Here is a 20861-nt window from a genome sequence, read left to right on the forward strand (position 1 = left end):
CACGGACGTGCGTACCCGCTCGGGTCGCCGTTTCGATATCCGCAACGCGCCCCGAACCGGTCCGGGATCGGCGCGACAGAGTCGAAGACTCGCCGCCGTGCCGACCCCTCGCCGCCGTACATAAGCCGCCGCGGACCGAAGCGGATCGCATGGCAGACAACGACCCGGCCGACCTGCTCCCGAACGACCGCGTGAAGCAGGCGGCCCTCGACGGCGAGGTGACGCAGCTCCACCGCGGGAACCGATACGGCGAAGAGGGCGACACCTTCGAGATCGACGGCGTCGCCTTCGAACTGGTCGAGGTGACCGAGCGCACGCTCGGCGACATGACCGACGAGGACGCGAAGCGCGAGGGGTCGCCGTCGCTGTCGGCGTACAAGGAGCGAATGGTCCGCGCGCACGGCGGGAACTTCGAGTGGGACGACGACGCCGACGTGGTCAGACACCGGTTCGAGCGCGCCGAGTAGGGCCGGAGAAGGCGGGACGGCTCAGTCGTCGTCCGCGGCTGCGCCGTCTCCCGCCGCGGTCGCCGCGTCGTCCTCGATGCTCGGCGGGTACTTCCCGCGGTCGAGCTTCAGATCGGACTGCGGGCGGGCCATACAGGTGAGCGCGTACCGCTCGGCTTCCTCGTCGGAGAGGCCGCGAGCCGCGGGCTGTGTCACCTCGCCCTCGACGATCTCGGCGGAGCAGGCGAGACACATCCCGACGCGGCAGGAGTACTCCTGAGCGATCCCCTCCTCGAAGCAGGCGCTGAGGATCGTCTCCGTGTCGGCCACCTCGATCGTCTCGTCGGTGCCGACGAACTCGACGGTGTACTCTGTCATGGCGCGGAGTACCCGCCGACCGGTCAAAAAGGGTTCCCTCTATCCCGTCGCCGGCGCGGGGACGGAAGCGAGCGCTCGGTCGCTACGCGGCGGCGTCCGAGCGCTCGTTCCGCCTGTCACGAACGGTCCGCGCCACGACTAACACGCCGACGGCGACGAGGAAGTCTCGACCGATCGATCCGAACACGTCGACCCACAGGCGCATGATCTGCGGGTCGGCCGCGAAGGTGCCCGACCACAGCAGGGTCCTGAGCGAGTGGGGAGCGACTCCGACGTACTGTCCCGCGAGCCCGCCGATGAGCGCGCCCGCGAAGAGCGCGAGTAGCGACCGGCCGGTCAGTGGAATCCGCGAGCCGGGAGCGATAAGCGCGTAGAACGCGACGAACAGAAGCCCCGGCACCACGAGGTAGGTTCCGGCGACGTCGACCACGAGGTCGAGCGGCGTTCGGGCGGTCACCGGCTGTCCCTCCCGTATCGCGTACTGGCGGGACCGAGTCACGGCTTCGAGGAACACCACTCCCGCCGTGACGGCGGCGAGGGCGTACGGCTTCGCTCGCGGCCGGCGGAGGAGCGCGTCGCGGCGGACCATGTCGGGCCCTGCGTCGCATCTCAGTAATATCTTGTTCCGACAACGGTCGCGCACCGCCTCCCACCTATCGCAACGACTAATCCCCCGCCGGACGCTTCCCGAGACATGACCGGCAAGGCCACCGCGCGAGCCCACCCGATCCAGGGGCTCGTCAAGTATCACGGGATGCGCGACGAGGAACTGCGGCTCCCGTACCACGACAGCATCAGCCTCTGTACCGCGCCGACCGCCACGACGACCACCGTCGAGTGGCAGCCGGACGCGAGCGAGGACGCATACGTCATCGGCGGCGAGGCGGTCGACGGCCGCGCGGCCGAGCGCATCGACATGGTCGTCGACCACGTCCGCGACCTGGCCGGCGTCGACGCCGCCGTCCGACTGGAGAGCGAGAACTCCTTCCCGTCGAACATCGGGTTCGGCTCCTCCTCGTCGGGCTTCGCGGCCGCCGCACTCGCCCTCGTGGAGGCCGCGGGCCTCGACATGTCTCTCCCGGAGGTCTCGACGGTCGCCCGCCGCGGCTCCTCCTCTGCCGCCCGCTCGGTGACGGGCGCGTACTCGCGGCTCGACGCCGGGCTCAACGACGAGGACTGTCGCTCCTCCCGGCTCGACGTGGGGGTGAGCGAGGACGGCTTCGACCCCGAGGAGGACCTCCGAATCGTCGCCGCACACGTCCCCGCGTACAAGGAGACGGAGGAGGCCCACCGCGAGGCCGCCGCGAGCCACATGATGCAGGCGCGGACCGCGCACGTCCAAGACCAGCTAGTTGAGATGACCGACGCGCTCCGCACGGGCGACTTCGACCGGATCTTCGAGACGGCGGAGCACGACTCGCTGTCCCTGACGGCCACGACGATGACCGGCCCCGCGGGATGGGTGTACTGGCAGCCCGAGACGATCGCCGTGTTCAACGCGGTGCGCGAACTCCGCGAGTCGGGCGTCCCTGTCTACTTCTCGACCGACACCGGGGCCTCGGTGTACGTGAACACGCTCGCGGACCACGTCGACGAGGTCGAGAGCCGGATCGCCGAGATCGGCGTCGACACCGACGTCTGGGAGGTCGGCGGTCCGGCGCGCGTCCTCGACGAGAGCGAGGCGCTGTTCTGAGGGGCGGGACGGGCGGGGCAGAACCGGCGCTGGCGGAGTCTGTCGCGGTGATTTATGAGCCCGCGGAATGAATGAAAGTGACATGTCACCGATCGCCGACACGATCCTCGCGTTCGACGGGCCCGCGCCCCGGGTCGTCGCCGATCTCCGGAGCGTGTCGTTCGAGGTCGAACACGTCCGCGAGGACGTGGAGGACCGCTACTCGGACGCCGACCTCGACGAGGCGTACCAGCTGGTGATGTCGAACCAGATCACGGGCGACGACTTCAAGCGCCTCGTGGGGAAGAGTCGGTACGCTGCGCAGACGCTGTTCTTCGACGACCTGGTGGTGTTCCTCTTCCCGTCGAACCGATACGACGCGGTGTTCGCGTCGTTCGACTACGACGAGTCCTTCCCGGTGAACGAGCTGGTGAGCGCGGTCTCTGAGGCGACGACCGAGTGACCGCGCGGCGGAACCGGTTCCCGGGCGTTAGCGGTCGGGGTTTTCGAGGTGATAGAGGAGGTCGTACTCGCCGACGTTCTCGCCGGTTTCGAGGACCTCGCTCAGCACGCGCTCGTGCTCCTCGTCGATGTCGTGGGACGACTCCTCGTACGCCTCGTAGACCGCGTCGATGTCCTCGGCTTTCATATAGTAAACGAGGTAGTCCCCGTCGTCGGCGTGCTCGACGAACGCGGTCTCGGAGTACATCCCTTCGTTGCGCAGGGTTTCAACCGCCTCGGACTCTCGATCCCGAATCTCTCGCGCCCACGCTTCGAGCCGCTCGGTCGCTCCGGGCTCGATCCGCTGTTTCGTGAGGACGACGTCGACCATACGGCCGGGTCGCGCCCGTTTCACCTAACGGTTGTCCGCCTTTGTTAATTGTTGGCACGCTCTCGGACGGCGGGAGTCAGTCCTCCTCCGGGTCCTCGCCGCGGGCCCGCTTGTACATGGCGAGGGCCTCCTCGCGGCGCTCCGAGTGGTCGACGATCGGCGCGGGATACGCCGGAGCCGCGTTCGCGCGCTGTGTCGGCGACAGCTCGTGCCACTCGTGGATGAGGTCGGGCTCGACGCCGCGCAGTTCGGGGACGTACGCCGTGATGTACTCCGCGTCGGGGTCGTATCGCTCGCCCTGCGTCATGGGGTTGAAGATGCGGAAGTACGGCTGCGCGTCGGTCCCCGTCGAGGCCGCCCACTGCCAGCCCCCGTTGTCGTTCGCGGTGTCGTGGTCGGCCAGCCGCTCGCGGAAGTGGTCGTAGCCGTGCCGCCAGTCCGCGAGCAGGTCCTTCGTGAGGAAGGAGGCGACGATCATCCGCACGCGGTTGTGCATGAACGCCTCCTCGCGCAGCTGGCGCATCCCGGCGTCGACGATGGGATATCCCGTCTCGCCGCGCTTCCACGCCGCGATCTCGTCGGGGTCGTCGCGCCAGTCGATCCCCTCCTCGTACTCCTTGTAGTTCGCCGTCACCACCTCGGGGTTGTGGAAGAGGACCTGCGTGTAGAACTCCCGCCACGCCAGCTGCTGTTGGAACTCCTCGACCTGCTCGGGGGCGTCGTCGGGCCGCGCGTCCGACGCCGCCTCGGCCATCGCCTCCTCGGTCGCCGCGTACGCCTCGCGGACGCCGATCTCCCCGTACTTGAGGAAGGTCGACAGCCGCGAGGTCGCGTCCTCGGCGGGGTAGTCGCGCTCGGCCTCGTAGGCGAACACCGCCTCGTCGAGGAAGTCGGAGAGGCGCTCGCGCGCGGCAGCGGTCCCCGCCGGCCCGACATCGGCGTCCGGCTCGGCGAAGCCGAGGTCGGCGGGCGTCGGGAGGTCGCCCACCGTGGCGACGGGGAGCGCGTCGACGCCGGCGTCGGCCACCGTCGCGTCGCCCGCGTCGGTCCCGTCGATAGCGTCGACCGCGTCCGTCAGTCGGTCGGCGGCGGCGAGCGCAGCGCCGGTCGGCGCGGAAAGGGGGTCGTCCTTCGCGCGGTCGGTCCACTTCTTCCAGTAGTAGCTGTACACGGAGTACGGGTCCCCGGCGTTCGTCCGGATCGCGTCGGGGTCGTGGAGGACCGCGTCGTGGTGGGCCTCTCGCGCGACGCCGGCCGCGTCGAGCGCGCGTCGAACCCCGGCGTCGCGCTCGCGGGCGAGCCCCGAGTAGTCGCGGTTCCAGACGACGCGCTCGGCGCCGAGCGCCTCGGCGAGGCGCGGGAGCAGCGCTTCAAGGTCCCCGTGCGCGACGATCAGGTCGCTCCCGCGCTCGCGGTACGCCTCGCGGAGCGCCGCGAGCCCGTCGAGCAGGCGGCGGACCCGCACGTCGCTCGCGTGGTCGAGCACGTCGGGGTCGAAGACGAAGACGGGCGCGGCGGGCCCCTGGTCGGCGTCTTCGCTCGTGTCTCCGTCGCCGGCCCCCGCGGCGGCCGCTAAGCCGACGTTGTCCGCGACTCTGAGGTCCCGTCGGTGCCAGAACAGCTCCATGGGATCCGCACGGACGCGTCCACCGTGAAACCACCGGGACCGGCGGAGGCTTGACTGGCTCCGAGCAGGTCCTATCGGGCGTCCGCGTCGGCCCCCGTGAGAGATTCGAGCAGTCGCACGGCCGGCGCTTTCGCCAGCGGGTCGTTCCCGTTCCCGCAGTGGGGCGACTGGACGCAGGCGGGGCAGCCACCCTCGCAGCCGCAGGTGTCGATCAGCCGCGCGGTTCGGGTCATCAGCTCCTCGATCCGCCGGTGGCCGCGGCGCGTGAGTCCGACGCCGCCGGGGTAGCCGTCGTAGACGAACACCGCCGGCCCCTCAGTGTGCGGGTGGTGGGGCGTCGAGATCCCCCCCACGTCGGCCCGGTCGCACAGCAGGTGGAACGGGAACAGCGAGATGATCCCGTGTTCGGCGGCGTGGATTCCGCCGTTGAACGCGTACTCGCCGCCCGGGATCGGCTCGCCGTCGACATCGACGCCCGAATCGGGCGCACCTCCGTCGGCGCTGACCTCGGGATCTCCGGCGTCCCCATCGTCGAGCGCGTCGCCGAGTCGCCGCATCTCGCGCTCGACGTCCGCGGGCACGGGGAAGTACAACGACTTCGTCCGTAGCGTCGTCTCCGGGAGGTCGAGCGTCGACTCGCCGAGCGACTCCCCGGTCGCCGCGTCTTTCCGCACGAACCCCGTGATCTGCTCGGTCACCGTGACGTCCGCGAACCGGACGGGCACGTCGGGGCGCGCCGAGAGCGCCCGCTCGTCGAGGTCCTCGTTCACGACGATGTCCTTGTCGGAGCGCACCTGCGTGTAGTAGTCCGCCCACGACTGCTGGAGCTCGGCCACGTCGCGGTCGAGGTCCAGCTCGACCACCTCGTAGGTGCGGCCCTGCTGGTGGTAGATCGCGCCCGGGTGGGCGTCGCGGAGCGCGTCCGCGAAGGCGAGCGTCGCGACCGTCTCGCCGCTCGACCGCTCGATCAGCGATATCTCGCGCTCCTCGGCCGTGCGGAGGTTCACAGACTGCTGGGGGCTTCCGTCGTCGGCGTGGACCCAGCGCGTGCCCTTCGCGGCCTCGCGCCGTTCGAGGGCGCCCGCCTCGGTCAGGCCGGCGACGACGCCCGGGAACGTGTCGCCGAAGAAGCGCTCGTCGTCTGGAGAGAGCCAGTTCTCGTCGGCCGCGCAGGCGACGTGGCCGGGCATGAGCTGCCCGTTCTCCGGGTCGCAGATCGCGTCCTCCGGCGGCGCGTCGAAGAAGTCGCTCGGGTTGCGCATCAGGTACTGGTCGAGCTGGTCCTCGCCCCCGACCATGACGACCGTGGCCGGGTCGTCGCCGCGACCGGCCCGCCCCGCGCGCTGGTGCGCGGACATCCGCGTGCCGGGGTAGCCGTCCAGCACCACGGCGTCGAGCCCGCCCACGTCGACGCCGAGTTCGAGGGCGCTCGTCGACCAGACGCCGCGGAGGTCGCCCGCGTGGAGGTCGGCCTCGATCTCGCGGCGTCGGTCGTCGGTGAGCGCCGCCTGGTACGCGCCGACCTTCCCTGCGAGGTCGCGCTCCCCCCGCTCGCGGAGGTCGCTCGCGCTGTCGGTCGCGTACTGCTCGGCGGTCTGGCGGGCGCGGGTGAACGCGAGCGTCTGCTGGCCCGCCGTGACGAGGTCGACGAAGAGGCGCTTGCTCTCCGTGTGGCTCGACTTCCGGCGGCCGCTGCCGCGCTCCTGCCAGTCGTCGTCGTACTCGGGCGGGTTCCACAGCACCCAGTTGCGCGGCCCGCGCCCCGAGGTGTCCTCGTCGACGAGGGCGATCCCGTCGGGGTCGCGGCCGGTAACGGTCGCGACGTGGTCGACGGGGTTGTTGATCGTCGCCGAGCAGCAGACGAACTGCGGCGCGGAGCCGAATCGCTCGCAGGTCCGCGCGAGCCGGCGGAGGGTCAGCGCGACCTGCGAGCCGAACACGCCGCGGTAGCTGTGGACCTCGTCGATTACGACGTGCTCCAGCGAGGAGAAGAACCAGTCCCACAGGCGCCCCGCGTACGGGAGCAGCGCGTAGTGGAGCATGTCCGGGTTCGAGAGGAGGACGGTTGGGCGGCGGTCGCGCACGTCGCGCTTCTCCGCCCGCGAGAGCCGCCCGGTGTACGAGTCGACCGACACGCGGCTACCGAAGCCGAGGTCGGCCGCGAGCTCGGACAGCGACTCCTCCTGGTCGGCTATCAGCGCGTTCTGCGGGCCGACGTACAGCGTGCGCCCGCCGTGGTCCATCGCGGCCTCGAACGCCGGGACGGTGTACGCGAGCGACTTGCCGCTGGCCGTCTCGGTCGCGAGCACGACGTCGTCGCCGTCGCGGACCGCGCCGATGGCGTCGGCCTGATGCCGGTAGAGCCGCTCGATGCCGCGGTCCGCGAGCGCGTCGGCGAGCCGCGGTTCGAGGTCGACATCGGCGAACTCCGGCTCGCGCGCCGGGAGCCGCCGTTGGTCGGCGATCTGTCCCTCGTAGAAGGGGCGGTCTCGCAGCCACTCGATGGCGTCGTCCACGGTTACGATACCCTCGGGTCGGCGGGGCCTAACGGTTGCGGTGGCACCGAGGAGAGTGCGGTGTCGACCGGGCGGTTGCGGGAACGCTGTGGCGGCCAGTCGCCCGCGGGAGCGCCGTGCCGCTCAGTCGTCCGCGGGCGATCGCTCGGGCCCGCCGTCGGTCGGTGAGAGGTCGACCGCCGGCTCCGCGGGGCCCTCGCGGGCGAGCGGCGGCCAGCGGACCTCGGTCGCGATCGGCTGGTCGAGGTCGACCCGCATCCGGAGGTCGCCGCGCCGCTCGACGACTTCGAAGCCGACCGTCCGGTAGACGCTCCGCGCGGGGCGGTTCGCGGTCTCGACGTGGAGTTCGATCCCGTCGCGGCCGGCGGCCGCGGCGTTGGCGATCACGTGACGGCACAGCTCCGTCCCGACGCCGCGGTCCTGCGCGTCCGGGTGGACGAAGACGGCGAGTTCGGGGGTGTCGGCGTCGGTCGGGGTGTACATCGCGTGGCCGAACAGTTCGCCGTCCCGCTCGGCGACGACGTTGTTCCCCTCCGACAGCATGGATCGGATCCAGTCGACGCGCCGGCGCCGGCTCACCGGCGGGAGCCCCTGCGCGCGGTGGGGGCGGCCGAACCGCTCGTACATCTCTGCGAGGAACGGCTCGTCCGCGTCGGTCGCGGGCCGGATCGTCCAGCGCGCGCCCTCCTTGTCGACGAAGCGCGGACACCGCGGCGGGCAGTGCGGCGTCCCCTCGCACTCGCTCCCGTCCCAGCCGTCGCAAGCGGCGCTCGCGGTATCGGAGGTCATGTATCAACGTTGGCGTCGGGTCGTGTTATAGGGTGACAACGACTTTCACAGCGTGAGAATCGGTAACGGAGTCGGCGTCGGCCGCAACGTGGTCGGATCGGGGGTTACTCCCGGATCAGCACGATCCCCTCGCGGAACACGACGTGGTTCGGGAGGACGTGCTCCTCGCCGTCGGTCTCGATGTGGGTGACGAAGAGGTCGACCTCCTGAACGACGCCGCGCTCGCCGGCGACGCGGACCTCGTCGCCGATGCCGTACGGCTGTCGGAGCAGGAGAAAGACGCCGGCGGCGGCCGACGCGACGAGGTCCTTCGTCGCGAGCGCGGCGAACAGCACCACCGCAAACGCGTACGCCGCGAGCAGCACGATGAGCGCGAGCGTCTGAACGCCCACCTGTCCGAGGGCGATGAGCGCGGCGACGTAGACGACGCTGTAGTTCACGACCGTCGGGAGCACGCCGAGTTCGGGGAGCTTGATCCCCCGGAGGCGCTCGGCGACGAGCAGCTCCGCCTTGTCGCCGACGACGACGCCGACGATGACGACGACGGCGGCGACGAACAGCCGCGGGAGGAAGGCGGCGACGCCGGACCAGAACTGTTCGAGGTAGTTCACGTCTGCGACCGTGAGGGCGACGATGACCGCGACGGCGACGATGAAGTAGCTCGACAGCTGCGCCAAGATCCGCACCGTCGAGGTGTCGAACTCGCGGGCCGTCCGCTCGAAGGTGGTCCCCTCGATCACCTCGGGGACGCCCGCCCGGCGGAGCAGCCGGCGGTTGATCACGCCGGTGAGGTACGCCAGCGCGAGACCGAAGAGGAGCACCGCCAGCGCCAGCCAGATCCGGTACCGCACGTTCAGGAGGAACTCTGGGACGGTGATCTGGACCGCGGACATGAGTCAGTACTCCTCCGGATCGATCTCCAAGACGAGTTCGCCCGCCTTGAACGCCCGGACGAGCCCGTCCGACTCGGAGAGGACGATCGCGGTCGAGTTGGTGTCGCGGGTGATCGCGGCTCCGGACATGTGGCGCGCGCCGAGGCCCTTCGGGATGTCGACCCCCTCGGCGGCGGGTTCGAGGTAACGGTACGCCGAGACGATCTTCCCGGAGTCGGAGACGACGAACGCGCCGTCCAGCCGCGAGAACTCCTTGAGCATGACGTTCACGATTGGGTCGCCGACGTGGACGTGGCTCTTCTCGAATGGGTTGTACGACAGCGGCCGCGACTTGTTCATCACCTTCCCCGCGTCGCCGACGACGAACAGCGCGCCCACCGGCTTCCCCTTCTGTCCCTTCTGACCGAGTTCGATCGCGACCTCGAACACGTCGCGGATCACGCTCGGCTCGGCGCGGGAGTTGGCGAACAGGTCGAAGATGCCGGTGTGGATACTCTCGTCGACGGTGACCCGGACGACCGCGTCCGAGCCGCCCTCGAAGACGGAGGCGACGCACGCGACCTCGTCGCCCTCGGAGACGAGGTCCGCGTCCATCGCGCCCTCGATGCCGAACCGGATCCGGTCTTTCACGTTGTCGAAGGGGAGCGGGAGATCGACGAACGTCTCAGCGTCGACGTCGTTGTCGGGCGCGACGACGACGACCTCGCTCCCGCCGTTCGCGAACCGCTCGTAGAAGGAGCTCGTCGGAGAGAACAGCAGCGCGGCGTCGACGTCAGCGACGAGGTCCGCCAGGTGGTCGGTGAGCGAGTCCATTGACGCAACTGACACGAGGAATCCGTATAGTCGTTGCGTCGGCGTCGTGCGTGCGTCTGACGCCGAACGAGAGCGGCGGCGGCGCGGTCCGGAGCGAAGCGGCCAGCGAGGCGCGGTCCGGAACGAAGCGGCCAGCGGGGCGCGGTCCGGAGCGAAGCGGCCGCTGGCGCGGGCCCGAACCAGGTCAGTCGTCGGCGGCCGCGGCCGGCTCCGTCGCGCTCGGCGTCGGCCGGTCGCGGATCAGGTCCGCCGCCCGCTCGGCGACGGCGATCGTCGGGGCGTTCGTGTTGCCGCCGACGAGCGTGGGCATCACGCTCGCGTCGACGACGCGGAGCGCCTCGACGCCGTGAACCCGAAGCTCCTCGTCCACGACCGCCGCCTCGTCGTCCCCCATCGCGCACGTGCCGACGGGGTGGTACACGGTGTGGCACGTGTCGCGGACGTGCCGGGCGATCGCCTCGTCGGTCTCGGCGTCCTCGCCGGGCCACACCTCGCGCCCGACGTGCCCGGCGAGCGCGTCCTGCCGGGCGATCTCGCGGGCGCGCTTGACCCCGTCCACGAGCGTTTCGAGGTCCGCGTCCGCGTCGAGGTAGTTCGGGTCGATGATAGGGTCGTCGAACGGGTCGGCCGAGCGAAGCGTGACGCGCCCGCGGCTCTCCGGCCGGAGCTGCGTCGCGCCGATCGACAGCCCCCGCCCGGTCTCGGGGTTCGCGAAGCCGTGGTCCATGAAGTACGAGGGAGCGAAGTGGAACTGGAGGTCGGGCCGGGAATCGGCGCCGTCGGTGCGGACGAACCCGCCGGCCTCGGCGACGTTGGAGGTCAGCTTCCCGCGCTTGCGGAGGAACCAGTTGAAGACGTCCAGCAGGCCGCCGGCGTCGTCGAGCGTGCTGATGTCGCCGTCGATCTCGTAGACGGTGAACGCGAACAGGTGGTCTTGGAGGTTCCGACCGACGCCGGGCGACGCCGTCTCGACATCGATGCCGTGGTCCGCGAGGTGGTCTGGGTCGCCCACGCCCGAGAGCATGAGGAGCTGCGGGGAGTTGACCGCGCCGGCGCTGAGGAGGACCTCCTCGGCGGCCCCCGCGGACCGGCTCTGATCGTCCTGACTGTACTGAACTCCCGTCGCGCGACCGTCCTCGATGGTCACCTCGGTCACCTGCGCGCCGGTCTCGGCGGTGAGGTTCGGTCGGTCGAGGGCGGGCTTGAGGTACGCGTCGGCGGCGCTGTGGCGTTCCCCGTTCTTCTGCGTGACGTGGTACATCCCCACGCCCTCCTGTGCCGCCCCGTTGAAGTCGTCCGTGCGGTCGTAGCCCGCCTGCGCGGCGGCGTCGACAAACGCCTGGGAGACCGGTCGCGGCGAGGACTGGTCCGTCACGTTGAGCGGCCCCGCGGACCCGTGGTAGGGCGATCCCGACGGCGTGAACGTCTCCGCCCGCTTGAAGTACTCCAGCATGGTCTCGTACCCCCAGCCGTTGTTGCCGAGGGCCGCCCAGTCGTCGTAGTCCGACGGGTGGCCGCGGATGTAGATCATCGCGTTCGTGGAGGAGCACCCGCCGAGCGTCTTACCGCGCGGCCAGTAGAGCCGTCGACCGCCGCAGCCGTCCTGCGGCTCGGTGTAGTACTCCCAGTCCGCGTCGCTCTCGAACAGCTCCGGAAAGCCCGCCGGGATCCGCATGTTCCGGTCGTCGTCGGGTGTGCCCGCTTCGAGGAGCAGCACGCTCCTGTCCGGGTCCGCGGTGAGTCGGTTCGCGAGGACGCAGCCCGCAGAGCCCGCCCCGACGACGACGAAGTCGTATTCCGTGTCTGTCATAGACTAGCATGTGAGAGACTAGTATTTAAACGGATCAGCGACTACGAGGTCGCTCGGGTCACGCCGAATATGACTGGATAGACCGGGGTCGAAGCCGACGGGGCCGCGCGTCAGTGCGTCGTCCACCCGCCGTCGATCGAGAGGTTGACTCCGGTGATGTACGAGGCCTTGTCCGAGACGAGGAACGCCGCCGGTTCTGCGATCTCTTCCGGTTCGGCGATGCGGCCGATCGGCGTCTGACTGAGGACGAACTCGTAGAAAGAGTCGTCGTTAAGCTCTGACGCAGTCATCTCGGTCTCGACGAAGCCGGGACAGATGCTGTTCACCCGGACGCCGGCGTCGGCGTAATCGACGGCCGTCGTTCGGGTGAAGTTGACGACAGCGCCCTTCGCGGTCGCGTACGCGGCCGTCTGCGGTCCCCCGACCAGTCCGAACACCGACGCGACGTTGAGGACCGCCCCCGAGGACTCGCGCAGGTACGGCATGGCTGCTCGCGTCCCGTAGATGACGCCGTTGAGATTGACCTCTAACAACTTGTGCCAGTCCTCGAGCGACGTCTCCTCGACCGTTCCAGTGAGCCCGATCCCGGCATTGTTCACGAGGATGTCCAACCCGCCGTGTTCCTCGACCGTCTGTTCGACCAGCGATTCGACGGATTCGTACGACGAGACATCGCACTGGACGAACGAACAGCCGAGCTCCTCGGCGGTCTCTCGTCCCGCCTCCTCGGTCCGGTTCGCGATCACGACCGACGCCCCTTGATCGACGAACTCCGCAGCGATGGCCTTCCCGATGCCGGCCGAGCCGCCGGTGACGATAGCGGTCTTTCCGTCGAGCATATTTACTCGTTTGTGTGTATATTTTGTATTTCTTTCGGAATATTGATACTGATATGTACTTCCCTCGTTTCGTTGTACCGGGAATCCGCCGGGCGTTTGAAGTCCGCTACGACCGTACCAACGGGTTTAAACGCGCGATAACGGCCGCGTACGGAGTACGAACGTCGGAGGGCCGTCGGCGCCTGACGCGTCCGAGCGGGCCGCGGCGGCGTCGGCGCACACCGCGCGCCGTTCGACGGCGTTATGCCTCGCTGCCAGAATCGTTATCCGTGAACATCAACACCGTCCGAGACTCCTGGACGAACCGGACGGGCGAATACTCGCCGGCGTACTACGCCCACCGCGGGCCGAACAAGACGAGCGGGCTGATCCGTGAGGGCCTCGACGCGCGCCTCGACCGCGACGCGGCCGTCCTCGAGCTGGGGTGCGGGTCGGGCCGGCACCTCGACCACCTCGCAACCCACGGCTTCGAGGACCTCTCTGGCGTCGACATCAACCCCGGGGCGTTCGACGAGATGCGGGACGCCTACCCCGAGCTCGCCGCCGACGGGACCTTTCACTGCGGCGCGATAGAGGACGTGGTCAGCGGGTTTGACGACGGCGCGTTCGACGCGGTGTTCTCGGTCGAGACGCTACAACACCTCCATCCGGACGCCGAGCCGGCCTTCGAGGAGATAGCGCGGATCACCGACGAGCTTCTGATCACGGCCGAGATCGAGGCCCCGACGCAGGGGTCGGCGTCAGCTCCGCCGGACGTGAACTACGTCGACGAGGGGACGCCGCTGTTCTACCGGGACTGGGGCGAGGTGTTCACCTCGCTCGGGCTCGTCGAGGTCGACGTCACCCGCGGGAAGCGAGACACCACGCGGACCTTCCGCGCGTCCCGTTGACAGACGCCCGTTCCTGACGCGGTGTGAGCGCGACCGGCGGTCTCCCGCGCGACTTTTACCCGCGAGCCGACAACTCCGGACACATGGCGACTCGCGAGGCCCTCTGGGGGTACCGGAACCGGTTCGGCGACGCCTTCGGGCGCACCTACTTCCGGCGGTTCGGTCCCGGCGTCGTCTCCAGCGTCGGGATCGGGACGTACCTCGGCGACCCGACGCCCGCGGTCGACGAGGCCTCGCGCGAGTCGATCGAGCTGGCGCTCCGGTCCGGCGTGAACCACGTGGACACCGCGGCCAACTACCGCTGCGGCCGCGCCGAGCGCGTCGTCGGCGAGGCGCTCCGGGACGCGCCCCTCGACCGGGAGTCGGTGGTCGTCGCCACGAAGGGCGGCTTCCTCCCGTTCGACGGCGAGCGACCGAGCGACCCGAGCGCGTACGTCCGCGAGCGCTTCGTCGAGCCGGGGATCGTCGACCCCGACGACCTCGCGAACGGGGCGCACGCGATGACCCCCGACTTCCTGGAGTGGTCGCTCGACCGCTCGCTCGACCGGCTCGGCCTCGACGCGGTCGACTGCTTCTACGTCCACAACCCCGAGACGCAGCTCGCTGTCAGGTCGCGTGGCGACGTGTACGACGCGCTCGAAGCCGCGTTCGAGGCGCTCGAACGCCGGCGCGCCGCGGGCGACGTCGGGGCTTACGGCGTCGCGACGTGGGACGCGTTCCGCGTTGCGGAGGACGGCGACCGGTACCTCTCGCTCGCGGAGGTGCTCTCGCGGGCCGAGGCCGCCGGCGAGGCGGTCGGCCCCGACGACGACCACGGGCTCGCGGCGGTCCAGCTCCCCTTCAACGTCGCGATGGCGGACGCGTTCACCCGGCGGAACCACCGCGCGCCGTCCGAGGGTGACGCGGACGGGCCCGTCTCGGCGCTCTCGTTCGCCCACGAGGCCGGGCTCTCAGTGGTGACGAGCGCGAGCATCGGACAGGGAGACCTCGCGGTCGAGGGCGCGGTCCCGCCTGACGTCGACGCGACGCTCGCCGGGGAGACGCCGGCCCAGCGCGCGCTCAACTTCGCGCGGAGCGCACCGGGCGTCACCTCGTCGCTCGTCGGCACGACCGACCCCAACCACGTCCGCGAGAACGTCGCCGCCGGCACCTTCGACCCGCTGGGCGCGTCGGCGTTCGACGCCGTCTTCGAGTGACCGCGGACGACGACCGGCCCCAAAAGAGGTTTACCCGGACCGACGGTATCGCCTCCTATGTCCCCCACCCGACGAGCCCTCCTCCGCGGCGGCGCCATCGGCGCTATCGCCGCGCTCGCCGGCTGCTCCGGCGCGGACGGCACAGGATCGGAGTCGGTCCGACGGCAGGTCTCCGGGACGGACACGGACCCGACCGTCCTGAAGCCGCGGAACCCGAGCGGCGACCCGGTCCTCCTCGACGGGAGCGCGACCAACGGCGCCGGAGAGCCCGTCGCGATCGACCGCGAGCTCGTCACGAGCGCCGAGCGGGCGGCCGAGCTGCTCGTGGCCGAGGACGTCGCCGAGGCGGACCGCGATCGGATCCGGTCGTTCCTCGACGAGACCGACTACGACGCGGAGACGGTGTACGTGTCGCCCGCCGGCATCGAGTCGTGCGAACGACTCCACATCGAGTCCGTCTCGTGGGATCCCGGGCACGTGGAGTTCGAGTACTGCCGCGAGCTCAGGCCGCCGGACGAGGCCTGCGAGGCCGACGCGCGGGTCGCGCTCGCCCTCCTCTTCCGGCTTCCGGTCGTCCTCTACGACCGGCTCACCGGGTCCGGCTCCAGCGGTAGGTCGCCGTGTCGGACTACGGACACGGAGTACGCGGTGATCGACGGGAACGCGACCGTCCCCGGGAACGCCACGGCGACCGACGAGTGGGGTGAGCTCTGATGCCGCGGGGGCTCACCCGGCGCGGCGCGCTCGCCGCCGCCGGCGCCGCCGCGCTCGGCTCGCTCGCCGGCTGCTCGGGCCGAGGGAGCGAGCGGCGGTTCTGGGACGACCCGCCGTCGCTCGACGTCGACGCCGTTCCACGCGAGTTCGACGATTCCGTCCCGGCTCGGCCGCGGATCGTCCCCGTCGGCTTCGAGCCGGAGGTCGCCGCCGCGTTCGCGGACCGCGTCGACCGCCTGCTCAGCCCGATCCCGGACCCCCTGACCGCGGAGCGGCTCCCGCACGGCGGGTTCCGCGGGCGCATCGAGGCGGAGCGGGCGGCGGCCCGCGAGGCGCTGCCGGGGCCCGACGAGCCGCTCGTTCCGCTGGAAGCGGTTAAGCGGTACTCAACGGCGCGCGATCACGCCGCGAGCGCCGTCGGCACGTGGGCGGGCGTGACCGTCGAGGGCGATCCGGGAGCGGTGGCGCCCGACGTCGGGGCGGTGCGTCAGCGCGCGTCTGAGACGCTGGACGCGCTCCCCGGTCCCGCCGCGGACCCCCTGGCGGGCGCCGCGGTCTACGGCCCGATCGAGCGGTGGTATGACGAGGCGCTCCGCCGGACGCTGGTCGGCAGCGGGAGTCCGGCCGACGAGGCGAACCCGATCCGCGCGGGAGAGGCGGTCGGAGACGTCGAGCGGGTCCAGTCGTACGTCGAGGCGGGACGGTACCTCGGCGACCGGTACGCGGCCTCGCTCGCCGACCCGCAGCCGGTCGCCGAACCGATCCGCCGCGAAATGGACCGCCTCGGCAGCGCGGTCGGCGACCGGCTCCGCGAGCTCCACGGCGAGGGGGTCGAGAACCTCAGGGAGAACCCCGGCCCGGAGGCCTTCGTCGACGAGCGCGCCGTCGCGCGGGACGCGCCGAGCGCCGACCTCCTGTCGAGCGCAGTCTACCGGAGCTTCGACGGGCTGTGGTTCGACCCGGTCGCGGTCGGCGACTACGAGCCCGACCACCCGGCGACCGGGCTGACCCGGACCGCGCTCGTCCAGACCCGGCTCCGAGCGGTCGACGCCGTCGCCGCGCGCGTCGAGGCGGGCGACACGATGTTCCCGGACGACGCCGCGGCGATCGGCGCGGCGCGCGGCGCGGCGGTCGAGTCCGCCGCGGCGCTCGCGGAGAGCGAGAACCCGCTGGCCCGGTGGCTGGCGACGCAGTTCCTGCCGCTGTTCGCGGAGCAGGACGACGCGCTCGCGGCCGACGAGCGGAGCGCGCTCTCGGCCGCCACGGCGTACGCCGAGTACCGGTGGATCGAGATCGTCGCGGACGAGGCGGTGGCGGTGGCGGAGTCGGTCGCGACGGCGATCGATTCGTGAACGGCGACGGTCAGCGAGGAGAGGCGCGAGCGGTAGTCGAAGTCCGGCAGCGCGGCGGAGGCCGGTGCGGTGCGGTGCGGGGGAGAGCGATTCGGAGCGGAGTGGTACGGCGCGGAGGCCGGTGCGGTGCGGCGACGGGCGAGACGACGGTCAGCGGAGCTCCTTGAACCGGCTTCCGCACTCCGGACAGATGCGGACGGAGAACACTTCGTCAGGGTCGTTCTCCTTTTTCAACACCTTTTCGCAGTCGGCACAGTTCAGCCGCTCGTAGGTGTCCTTCATCAGGTCGCCGTCGCGGAGTCCCTTGCGCGTGGATTTCATACTCCGCCGTTCGTCGTCGGGGCGGATAAAAACCCCGTACGACATCGGTCTGACGCGTCGAGCGAGATCGGCACCCGGCGGAGGGACGCGGCCGCAGCCCGCGAGCGGCTCCCGGGATCCGGGTGCGTGCGCTTCCGCAACGCTTGTGTCCGGGCGCGGAGAATCGCCGCCGTGTCACGGACCCGGCTGTTCGGATCGCTTTGCGCGCTGGTGTTCCTCGTCAACTTCGCGCGCGTCGTGTTCGCCCCTCTGGTGGGAGAGTTCATCGACGCGTTCGGGATCCGCGAGGGGACCGCCGGGCTCATCGTCACGCTCGCGTGGCTCGGCTCGGCCGCGCCGCGCATCCCGGCCGGCTGGGCGCTCACGCGCTTCGCGCGGCGGCGCGTCATCCTCGTCTCCGGCGCGATGCTGACCGCGGGGGCGCTCGGCGTCGCCCTCGCGCCGAGCGTGCTCGCGCTGATGGTCGCCGCCTTCGCGATCGGCTTAGCCTCCGGCGTCTACTTCGTCGCCGCGAACCCGTTCATCGCGGAGCTGTTCCCGCAGCGCGTCGGACGCGTGATGGGCGTTCACGGCATGGCCAGCCAGCTTGCCGCCGTCATCGCCGCGCCCGCCGTCACCGTCGCGCTGTGGTACGACTGGCGGTACGCCTTCTACGCGCTCGCGCTCGCCGCGGCCGCCAGCACGGTCGTGTTCGTCGCGCTCGCGCGGCGGACTGACCTCCCGGACGCCGGCGCGAGCGACACCGACTTCCTCGGGGCCGCCCGCGGCGAGTGGAAGCTGATCCTCGCGGGCATCGTGCTGATGGGCCTCACGAGCTTCGTCTGGCAGGGCCTGTTCAACTTCTACGAGCTGTACATGATCGACAAGGACCTGACGCGGTCGACCGCGCGGAACCTCTTGACGGTGATCTTCGCCGCCGGCGTGCCCGCCTTCCTCGTCTCGGGCGACCTCGCCGACCGGCTTCCCCACGTCCCGTACCTGCTCGGCATCGTCACGGCGTTCGTCGGCGGGGTCGTCCTCGTGGTCGTCGCCGAGGGGCTGGCGGCGGTGATCGCCGCGAGCGTCGTCGTGGGGTTCGCCATCCACATGCTGTTCCCCGCTGGCGACACGTACCTGCTCGCGTCGCTGCCGGACGGGTCCCGCGCGTCGGCGTACGCGATGTTCTCGGCCGGGATGATGTCAACGCAGGCGGCCGGCTCCTGGGCCGTCGGCGAGGCGATCGAGGCGGGCGCGACGTACGACGCCGTCTTCCTCTCACTCGCCGGGGGGCTGGCGCTCCTCGTCGCGGCGTACGCGGTGCTGTACCGCCTCGGACGCGTTCCCGGGGGCGCGGCGGGCGCGACGCGGAGGGTCTGAGGCGACGCCCCGAGCGCCGACCCCGCGGCCCGGCCGACCCCCCGCTCGGGGACCGACGCCGGCTTGGGGCACCGCACCTGTTTTGGTCGTCGCTCCCGTGTGATCGGTAAATGGAGTACGTTCAGGAGCGCGTGACGACCCTCCACGCGTTGACCGACCACCGGCCCAACGCCCCCACGGACCGCGCGGCGGTCGTCGTGCCGATGACCGAGCGCGAGTACGGGACGCTCGCGGCCGAGCGCGTGCTCTCGACGCTGGAGACGGTCGACCCCGCCCGCGTGATCGTTCCGCTCCGGGCGTCGGCCGACCGCGCCGGCCCGTTCGCGGACTGGCTCGACGGGTTCGACCTCGACGTCGAGACGCTGTGGTGCGACGGCCCCGAGCTCGCCTCGCTGCTCGAAGCGCGCGGGCTCGACGGCGACCGCGGCAAGGGTCGGGACGTGTGGCTCGCCCTCGGTCGCGCGCTCGACGAGGAGTTCGTCGTCGTCCACGACGCCGACACGAAGACCTACTCGCCGGCGTTCGTGAACCGGCTGCTGTTCCCGCTCGGGGAAGGGTACGCGTTCTCGAAGGGGTACTACGCCCGCGTCGAGGACGGCTCGCTGTACGGGCGGCTGTTCAGGCTGTTCTTCCGGCCGCTCGTCCGCGCGCTCGGCGACGCCGCGCCGGGGCGGGAGCCGGACGTGCTGGCGTACCTCTCGGCGTTCCGCTACGCGCTCGCCGGCGAGTTCGCGGCGACGAGCGAGCTCGTCTCCGAGCTCCGAGTCCAGCGCGGCTGGGGGCTGGAGGTCGGCACGCTCGGCGAGGCGTTCGACCGCGCCGGGTTCGCCGACAGCGCGCAGGTCGACCTGGGGAGCTACGAGCACGACCACCGCTCCGTCGAGGGGCCGACCGGCCTTGCGGACATGAGCCGGGCGGTCGGCGAGGCGACCCTGCGCGCGGTCGAAGACGCCGGCGTCGACGTCGACTACGACGGCCTCGCCGAGCGCTACCGCGAGGCCGCGGAGACGCTGGTCGACGGGTACGCGACCGACGCGGCGTTCAACGGGCTCTCGTACGACGCCGCCGACGAGCGGTCACAGGTGGCGACGTACGCCGAGGCGCTGGGGGAGCCCGGGCCGGACACTCGACTCCCGGCCTGGCGGAACGCTCCCGTCGACCCCGACGAGGTCTTCGAGGCCGCGACCGCCGACCTCGACGGGGCTCGGGGCGGGGGCACGGACGGCGGAACCGGCGCCGGCGGCAGCCCCGCGACCGACGCCGGACAGACGGGGCCCGCGCCGGGAGAGGACTGACGATGGCGCACGGGAGCGGGCCGAGCGTGGCCGCGCGCGACGACCTCGCCGGCGTCGTCGACCTGTTCGAGTGGCTCACCCGCGCCGAGCTCTCGCGGGCGCTCTCAGAGCTGGCGTTCAAACAGCGGACCGAGGCCGACGAGGCCGCCATCGACGCCGCGATCGACCTCGCGGTCGACGAGTACGCGCTCGTGCCGGCGCCGGACGGGGCGCTCTCCGGGGACGACGTGACGGGCCACACCGCCGAATCGACCGCGCTCGCGGTCGGTCCCGCCGCGTTCCCGACGCTCCCGGAGGGCGCCGAGGACCTCCCGCACATCCTCGACGTGCCCGACCGGGGCGTCGACCGCGAGGCGCTCGCGGACGCGGTCCTCGACCGGCTCCGCCACGAGGCGGTGACGGCGATAGACGAGGGGGACGCCGAGCGACTGGAAACGCTCGCGGACGTGACCTACGACGTGGAGGCGTGGGCGCCGGTCGACGTGGGCCCGGTCCGGACGCGGATCCTCGCCGAAGTGGACGAGTGACGGCGTCGGACTCGGGAGCTTACCCCGAGAACTCTGACTCGCTCACGCGGACGACGAGCGTCTCGTCGACATCGCGGAGGTCGTACTCGGGCGTCTCGCCCTGTCGCCGCCGGACGTAGAGGGGTTCGACCGGGAGACCGTCGACGAGACCGAACACCTTCAATCGCTGGTCGGTCTCCTCGGGCAGCACGTCGCCGTCGCGGACCTCGCGGGCGAGGTCGCGGGAGAGCCACTCGTCGGACGCGACGGAGGGCTCTAACACGAGCGCCTCCTCGACGAAGCGGACGAGGTACCAGTCGAGGTCGTTGAGGAGCGAGACGGCGGCGCCGAGGCTCACGGTGTCGACGGCGACGCTGTTCTCGAACGGCTCCTCGATTCGGTAGGTCGCGAGCGCGTCGCGAGCCGTCTCGCGGGAGAGCAGCTCGTAGGAGAGCTCCACGTCGGGGTCGCCGAGGAGACACACCCGCGTCATGGTCCCACGTCGGACCGGCCGGCGCAAATCCGTTGCGGTCGTCGAGTGCTGGAGGGCGCGGCAGGGGGTCGCGGTCGGCGGGCGGTCCGACGTGGGACCATGACGCGGGTGTGTCTCCTCGGC

Annotated in this window: 22 protein-coding genes; 10 read left to right on the forward strand and 12 right to left on the reverse strand. The window is 71.1% G+C overall.

Annotated features, from left to right (window positions below; genetic code table 11):
- Positions 1 to 149: 149 nt before the first annotated feature.
- Entirely contained in the window at positions 150 to 467 is a 318-nt protein-coding gene (locus EXE41_RS12635; RefSeq protein ID WP_049929422.1) for an ASCH domain-containing protein, read from the forward strand.
- 21 nt (positions 468 to 488) lie between these two features.
- On the opposite strand, the gene EXE41_RS12640 is transcribed toward EXE41_RS12635, so the two are convergent.
- Together EXE41_RS12640 and EXE41_RS12645 are read right to left on the reverse strand one after the other, a co-directional pair.
- Positions 489 to 824, reverse strand: a complete 336-nt coding sequence (locus EXE41_RS12640; protein ID WP_049929421.1) for a 2Fe-2S iron-sulfur cluster-binding protein — start codon at positions 822 to 824, stop codon at positions 489 to 491.
- Positions 825 to 906: 82 nt separating this feature from the next.
- A complete protein-coding gene (locus tag EXE41_RS12645) occupies positions 907 to 1413 on the reverse strand; it encodes a hypothetical protein (RefSeq protein ID WP_137691198.1) in 507 nt (168 codons plus the stop codon).
- Between the two features lie 105 nt (positions 1414 to 1518).
- Between EXE41_RS12645 and mvaD the strand changes: the two genes are divergently transcribed.
- On the forward strand, positions 1519 to 2517 hold the full coding sequence (gene mvaD, locus EXE41_RS12650; protein WP_089307586.1) for a phosphomevalonate decarboxylase MvaD: 999 nt from the start codon (positions 1519 to 1521) through the stop codon (positions 2515 to 2517).
- Between the two features lie 82 nt (positions 2518 to 2599).
- Positions 2600 to 2959 (forward strand): hypothetical protein, encoded by a 360-nt coding sequence (locus EXE41_RS12655; RefSeq protein WP_137691199.1) that lies wholly within the window; start codon positions 2600 to 2602, stop codon positions 2957 to 2959.
- A 27-nt stretch (positions 2960 to 2986) separates the two neighbouring features.
- On the opposite strand, the gene EXE41_RS12660 is transcribed toward EXE41_RS12655, so the two are convergent.
- The 8 genes from EXE41_RS12660 to EXE41_RS12695 all read right to left on the reverse strand — a co-directional run bounded on the left by EXE41_RS12660 (position 2987) and on the right by EXE41_RS12695 (position 12615).
- Entirely contained in the window at positions 2987 to 3328 is a 342-nt protein-coding gene (locus EXE41_RS12660; RefSeq protein WP_137691200.1) for a DUF6176 family protein, read from the reverse strand.
- Between the two features lie 76 nt (positions 3329 to 3404).
- Positions 3405 to 4955 (reverse strand): deoxyribodipyrimidine photo-lyase, encoded by a 1551-nt coding sequence (locus tag EXE41_RS12665; RefSeq protein ID WP_137691201.1) that lies wholly within the window; start codon positions 4953 to 4955, stop codon positions 3405 to 3407.
- Positions 4956 to 5026: 71 nt separating this feature from the next.
- Positions 5027 to 7471, reverse strand: coding sequence for a DEAD/DEAH box helicase (locus EXE41_RS12670; protein WP_137691202.1), 2445 nt, complete (start codon positions 7469 to 7471; stop codon positions 5027 to 5029).
- A 123-nt stretch (positions 7472 to 7594) separates the two neighbouring features.
- A complete protein-coding gene (locus tag EXE41_RS12675) occupies positions 7595 to 8260 on the reverse strand; it encodes a GNAT family N-acetyltransferase (protein WP_137691203.1) in 666 nt (221 codons plus the stop codon).
- A gap of 104 nt (positions 8261 to 8364) precedes the next feature.
- Positions 8365 to 9153 (reverse strand): mechanosensitive ion channel domain-containing protein, encoded by a 789-nt coding sequence (locus EXE41_RS12680; protein ID WP_049929411.1) that lies wholly within the window; start codon positions 9151 to 9153, stop codon positions 8365 to 8367.
- 3 nt (positions 9154 to 9156) lie between these two features.
- Positions 9157 to 9966 (reverse strand): diadenylate cyclase DacZ, encoded by an 810-nt coding sequence (gene dacZ, locus EXE41_RS12685; protein WP_049929410.1) that lies wholly within the window; start codon positions 9964 to 9966, stop codon positions 9157 to 9159.
- A 184-nt stretch (positions 9967 to 10150) separates the two neighbouring features.
- The gene (locus EXE41_RS12690) at positions 10151 to 11776 is read right to left on the reverse strand and encodes a GMC family oxidoreductase (RefSeq protein WP_137691204.1); all 1626 of its coding nucleotides are present in this window, start codon (positions 11774 to 11776) and stop codon (positions 10151 to 10153) included.
- Positions 11777 to 11886: 110 nt separating this feature from the next.
- Positions 11887 to 12615 (reverse strand): SDR family NAD(P)-dependent oxidoreductase, encoded by a 729-nt coding sequence (locus EXE41_RS12695; protein WP_049929408.1) that lies wholly within the window; start codon positions 12613 to 12615, stop codon positions 11887 to 11889.
- Between the two features lie 269 nt (positions 12616 to 12884).
- Between EXE41_RS12695 and EXE41_RS12700 the strand changes: the two genes are divergently transcribed.
- The 4 genes from EXE41_RS12700 (at position 12885) to EXE41_RS12715 (ending at position 16767) form a co-directional block, all read left to right on the forward strand.
- Entirely contained in the window at positions 12885 to 13505 is a 621-nt protein-coding gene (locus tag EXE41_RS12700; protein ID WP_137691205.1) for a class I SAM-dependent methyltransferase, read from the forward strand.
- 83 nt (positions 13506 to 13588) lie between these two features.
- Complete coding sequence (locus EXE41_RS12705; protein WP_137691206.1) at positions 13589 to 14701, forward strand: aldo/keto reductase; 1113 nt, start codon at positions 13589 to 13591, stop codon at positions 14699 to 14701.
- A gap of 57 nt (positions 14702 to 14758) precedes the next feature.
- Positions 14759 to 15415, forward strand: coding sequence for a hypothetical protein (locus EXE41_RS12710; RefSeq protein ID WP_137691207.1), 657 nt, complete (start codon positions 14759 to 14761; stop codon positions 15413 to 15415).
- The gene (locus tag EXE41_RS12715; protein WP_137691208.1) at positions 15415 to 16767 is read left to right on the forward strand and encodes a hypothetical protein; all 1353 of its coding nucleotides are present in this window, start codon (positions 15415 to 15417) and stop codon (positions 16765 to 16767) included. Before EXE41_RS12710 ends, EXE41_RS12715 begins: the two co-directional genes overlap by 1 nt.
- A 150-nt stretch (positions 16768 to 16917) precedes the next feature.
- On the opposite strand, the gene EXE41_RS19340 is transcribed toward EXE41_RS12715, so the two are convergent.
- Positions 16918 to 17088, reverse strand: a complete 171-nt coding sequence (locus EXE41_RS19340; RefSeq protein WP_167373059.1) for an HVO_0758 family zinc finger protein — start codon at positions 17086 to 17088, stop codon at positions 16918 to 16920.
- Positions 17089 to 17259: 171 nt separating this feature from the next.
- Here EXE41_RS19340 and EXE41_RS12720 point away from each other — a divergent pair, with 171 nt between their 5' ends.
- The 3 genes from EXE41_RS12720 (at position 17260) to EXE41_RS12730 (ending at position 20266) form a co-directional block, all read left to right on the forward strand.
- The gene (locus EXE41_RS12720) at positions 17260 to 18444 is read left to right on the forward strand and encodes an MFS transporter (RefSeq protein ID WP_137691209.1); all 1185 of its coding nucleotides are present in this window, start codon (positions 17260 to 17262) and stop codon (positions 18442 to 18444) included.
- A gap of 110 nt (positions 18445 to 18554) precedes the next feature.
- Positions 18555 to 19739 carry a glycosyl transferase family 2 gene (locus EXE41_RS12725; protein WP_086216992.1) on the forward strand — a complete coding sequence of 395 codons (1185 nt, stop codon included), beginning with the start codon at positions 18555 to 18557 and terminating at the stop codon, positions 19737 to 19739.
- 2 nt (positions 19740 to 19741) lie between these two features.
- The gene (locus EXE41_RS12730; RefSeq protein ID WP_137691210.1) at positions 19742 to 20266 is read left to right on the forward strand and encodes a hypothetical protein; all 525 of its coding nucleotides are present in this window, start codon (positions 19742 to 19744) and stop codon (positions 20264 to 20266) included.
- A 19-nt stretch (positions 20267 to 20285) separates the two neighbouring features.
- Here EXE41_RS12730 and EXE41_RS12735 read toward each other — a convergent pair whose 3' ends face one another.
- Entirely contained in the window at positions 20286 to 20738 is a 453-nt protein-coding gene (locus EXE41_RS12735) for a DUF5804 family protein (protein ID WP_137691211.1), read from the reverse strand.
- Between the last annotated feature and the right edge of the window lie 123 nt (positions 20739 to 20861).

Source organism: Halorubrum sp. SD690R (assembly GCF_005435035.1).
Lineage (GTDB): Archaea > Halobacteriota > Halobacteria > Halobacteriales > Haloferacaceae > Halorubrum > Halorubrum ezzemoulense.

Excerpts from the sequence above, each read along its gene's own strand:
- EXE41_RS12695 (WP_049929408.1), bottom strand. The coding sequence starts at position 12,615 with ATGCTCGACGGAAAGACCGCTATCGTCACCGGCGGCTCGGCCGGCATC.
- EXE41_RS12640 (WP_049929421.1), bottom strand. The coding sequence starts at position 824 with ATGACAGAGTACACCGTCGAGTTCGTCGGCACCGACGAGACGATCGAG.
- EXE41_RS12660 (WP_137691200.1), bottom strand. The coding sequence starts at position 3,328 with ATGGTCGACGTCGTCCTCACGAAACAGCGGATCGAGCCCGGAGCGACC.
- EXE41_RS12705 (WP_137691206.1), top strand. The coding sequence starts at position 13,589 with ATGGCGACTCGCGAGGCCCTCTGGGGGTACCGGAACCGGTTCGGCGAC.
- EXE41_RS12690 (WP_137691204.1), bottom strand. The coding sequence starts at position 11,776 with ATGACAGACACGGAATACGACTTCGTCGTCGTCGGGGCGGGCTCTGCG.
- EXE41_RS12710 (WP_137691207.1), top strand. The coding sequence starts at position 14,759 with ATGTCCCCCACCCGACGAGCCCTCCTCCGCGGCGGCGCCATCGGCGCT.
- EXE41_RS12715 (WP_137691208.1), top strand. The coding sequence starts at position 15,415 with ATGCCGCGGGGGCTCACCCGGCGCGGCGCGCTCGCCGCCGCCGGCGCC.
- EXE41_RS12680 (WP_049929411.1), bottom strand. The coding sequence starts at position 9,153 with ATGTCCGCGGTCCAGATCACCGTCCCAGAGTTCCTCCTGAACGTGCGG.
- EXE41_RS12655 (WP_137691199.1), top strand. The coding sequence starts at position 2,600 with ATGTCACCGATCGCCGACACGATCCTCGCGTTCGACGGGCCCGCGCCC.
- EXE41_RS19340 (WP_167373059.1), bottom strand. The coding sequence starts at position 17,088 with ATGAAATCCACGCGCAAGGGACTCCGCGACGGCGACCTGATGAAGGAC.
- EXE41_RS12635 (WP_049929422.1), top strand. The coding sequence starts at position 150 with ATGGCAGACAACGACCCGGCCGACCTGCTCCCGAACGACCGCGTGAAG.
- EXE41_RS12645 (WP_137691198.1), bottom strand. The coding sequence starts at position 1,413 with ATGGTCCGCCGCGACGCGCTCCTCCGCCGGCCGCGAGCGAAGCCGTAC.
- mvaD (WP_089307586.1), top strand. The coding sequence starts at position 1,519 with ATGACCGGCAAGGCCACCGCGCGAGCCCACCCGATCCAGGGGCTCGTC.
- EXE41_RS12735 (WP_137691211.1), bottom strand. The coding sequence starts at position 20,738 with ATGACGCGGGTGTGTCTCCTCGGCGACCCCGACGTGGAGCTCTCCTAC.
- EXE41_RS12675 (WP_137691203.1), bottom strand. The coding sequence starts at position 8,260 with ATGACCTCCGATACCGCGAGCGCCGCTTGCGACGGCTGGGACGGGAGC.
- EXE41_RS12665 (WP_137691201.1), bottom strand. The coding sequence starts at position 4,955 with ATGGAGCTGTTCTGGCACCGACGGGACCTCAGAGTCGCGGACAACGTC.
- EXE41_RS12730 (WP_137691210.1), top strand. The coding sequence starts at position 19,742 with ATGGCGCACGGGAGCGGGCCGAGCGTGGCCGCGCGCGACGACCTCGCC.
- EXE41_RS12725 (WP_086216992.1), top strand. The coding sequence starts at position 18,555 with ATGGAGTACGTTCAGGAGCGCGTGACGACCCTCCACGCGTTGACCGAC.
- dacZ (WP_049929410.1), bottom strand. The coding sequence starts at position 9,966 with ATGGACTCGCTCACCGACCACCTGGCGGACCTCGTCGCTGACGTCGAC.